The organism is Kitasatospora sp. NPDC057198, from assembly GCF_042670125.1.
GTDB lineage: Bacteria > Actinomycetota > Actinomycetes > Streptomycetales > Streptomycetaceae > Kitasatospora.
On sequence record NZ_JBHUWH010000780.1, the window covers coordinates 1 to 2,105 of the forward strand.

At 71.2% G+C, this 2,105-nt stretch carries 2 protein-coding genes; one reads left to right on the top strand and one right to left on the bottom strand.

Annotated features, from left to right (window positions below):
* Nucleotides 1–80 precede the first annotated feature (80 nt).
* On the bottom strand, nt 81–1,262 hold the full coding sequence (gene nadA, locus ACFUEL_RS38940; protein WP_380242830.1) for a quinolinate synthase NadA: 1,182 nt from the start codon (nt 1,260–1,262) through the stop codon (nt 81–83).
* A 181-nt stretch (nt 1,263–1,443) separates the two neighbouring features.
* Here nadA and ACFUEL_RS38945 point away from each other — a divergent pair.
* Nucleotides 1,444–2,105 (top strand): NADP-dependent oxidoreductase (locus ACFUEL_RS38945; protein WP_380242832.1); only part of this gene is annotated, 662 nt, incomplete at its 3' end.

The window sequence follows — 2,105 nt, forward strand, 5'->3', positions numbered from 1 at the left end:
GCCCCGGTGGGGTGCCCGCCCTCTCGTCCTGCGGCGAACCGTTACGGCGAACCGCTGCGCCGAGCCGTTGCGGCGAATCGTTACGGCAGGGCCAGCATCCGGTCCAGCGCGGCCTTGGCGTGCTTCTCGGTCTCGGCGTCCACCGTGATCACGTTCGGGACGCGGCCCTCGACCAGCGACTCCAGCGCCCACACCAGGTGCGGCAGGTCGATCCGGTTCATGGTCGAGCAGAAGCACACGGTGCGGTCGAGGAAGACGACCTCCTTGTCCGGGTGCGCCTTGGCCAGCCGGCGGACCAGGTTCAGCTCGGTGCCGATCGCCCACTTCGAGCCGGGCTCGGCGGCGTCCAGCGCCTTGATGATGTACTCGGTCGAGCCCACCATGTCGGCGGCGGTGACCACCTCGTGCTTGCACTCCGGGTGCACCAGCACCGTCACGCCCGGGATCCGCTCGCGGACCTCGTTCACCGACTCCACGCTGAAGCGGCCGTGCACCGAGCAGTGGCCGCGCCACAGGATCATCTTCGCGTTCCGCAGCTGCTCGGCGGTCAGGCCGCCGTTCGGCTTGTGCGGGTTGTAGAGCACGCACTCGTCCAGCGAGATGCCCATCTCCAGCACCGCGGTGTTGCGCCCCAGGTGCTGGTCCGGCAGGAACAGCACCTTCTGCCCCTGCTCGAAGGCCCACTCCAGGGCGCGCTTCGCGTTGGAGGAGGTGCAGATGGTGCCGCCGTGCTTGCCGGTGAACGCCTTGATGTCGGCCGAGGAGTTCATGTACGACACCGGCACGGTGGTCTCCGCCACGCCCGCCTCGGTCAGCACGTCCCAGCACTCGGCGACCTGCTCGGCGGTGGCCATGTCGGCCATCGAGCAGCCGGCCGCCAGGTCCGGCAGGACGACCTGCTGGCGCTCGGAGGTGAGGATGTCCGCGGACTCGGCCATGAAGTGCACGCCGCAGAACACGATGTACTCGGCCTCCGGGCGGGCCGCCGCGTCCCGGGCCAGCTTGAAGGAGTCGCCGGTGACGTCGGCGAACTCGATGACCTCGTCGCGCTGGTAGTGGTGGCCGAGGATGAAGACCCGGTCGCCGAGCTTCTCCTTCGCGGCGCGGGCGCGCGCCACCAGGTCGGGGTCGGAGGCGGCGGGCAGGTCGCCGGGGCACTCCACGCCGCGCTCGCTGTTCGGGTCGGCCTCCCGGCCGAGCAGCAGCAGGGCGAGCGGCGAGGGCGCGGGGTCGGTGCCGTAGGTCTCGGTGGTGGTGGTCACGGGCGGCTGCCCTCCTGGTGCGGCCGGATCAACACCAGCCTTCTCGTCTATCTGACGTTATCTATGATAACCGGTTGTCGTCAGCCTGACGATGGCCACCGCGTCGATGTGACGAGAACCGCTCACCGGGATGGAGGCTTCCGACGCGAGGACCCGTCGTGCCGTCCGGTTGGCTGGAACCATGAAGGCAATCGTGATCAACCGCTACGGCGGCCCCGACGTGGTCGAGTACACCGAGCTTCCCGACCCGAAGGTCGGCCCCGACACCGTACTCGTCCGCACCCGCGCGGTCGGCGTCAACCCCGTCGACTGGAAGATCCGCGAAGGGCACCTCGACGGCGTCCTCGACGCGCACTTCCCCCTGGTCATGGGCTTCGACCTGGCCGGCACCGTCCAGGCCGTCGGCGGCGCCGTCACCGAGTACGCCCCCGGCGACGAGGTGATCGGCTACGTCCGCAAGGACGTCATCGAGAGCGGCACCTACGCCGAACTCGTCGCCGCCCCCGTCCGCACCCTGGCCCGCAAACCCGCCGCCCTCGACTGGGCCGAGGCCGGCGGCCTGCCCACCGCCGGGCTCACCGCCCGGCAGGCCCTGGTCCACGCGCTCGGACTGCGCCGCGGCGAGACCGTGCTGATCCACAACGCCGCCGGCGGCGTCGGCTCGATCACCTGCCAGGTCGCCACCGCCCTCGGCGCCCGGGTCATCGGCACCTCCGGCGAGCACAACCACACCTTCCTGCGCGGCCTGGGCGTCGAACCCGTCCGGTACGGCGACGGCCTCGCCGACCGGGTCCGCGCGCTGGCCCCCGACGGCGTCGACGCCGCGCTCGACCTGATCGGCGG